Below are 556 nucleotides of genomic sequence, written 5' to 3' on the forward strand. Positions count from 1 at the left end.
ATCAGCAGAACTGATATAATATCTGACCGTCATTTCTGGCTCTTTCTTTTGTTCTGCTATTATTGACCGAAAGGAGACTGCCACGCATAATTTCTTCAGACCTTTCCATTCAAACGTGAAATCAATAAGTTCATCAGGGACATCGCAAACAATGTGAAGACGGATTTCTTCTCTGCCGTGATTCTTTTCACTCATTGCGTAACTGTCATGTTCTGGATTATTTAATTCTTTCAGCGGAAATTTTTCCTCGAAGGCTTTATTTAGCCGCCCCTGGTTTCCTTTTACAGCGAATAAATAATCACCTCCCTGTTTTTGTATCTTCTCTGCAATATCTTTCTGGCAACCCATCGCATCAGTTGTGATGATTTTTCCTTTAATATCCAGCATGTTAAGAAGTTCTGGGATAGCTGTAATCTCATTGGATTTCTCATCCGTCTTGATCTGTCCGATGACCAGACTGTGCATTGTTGAGAACGCACTAATGACATGAATCGCTCCCCTGCGGCGACTCTTGTCATAAGAGTGCCGGAGCGTTTTTCCATCAATTGCAATGACG

General features: G+C 41.4%; 1 pseudogene. It reads right to left on the reverse strand.

What is annotated here, in order from left to right:
• Positions 1-556: pseudogene (locus BGE37_RS24770) on the reverse strand (ISAs1-like element ISEc1 family transposase); the annotation flags it as partial.

The sequence above is a fragment of the Escherichia sp. MOD1-EC6300 genome (assembly GCF_002965045.1).
GTDB classification, from domain to species: Bacteria; Pseudomonadota; Gammaproteobacteria; order Enterobacterales; family Enterobacteriaceae; genus Escherichia; species Escherichia coli_F.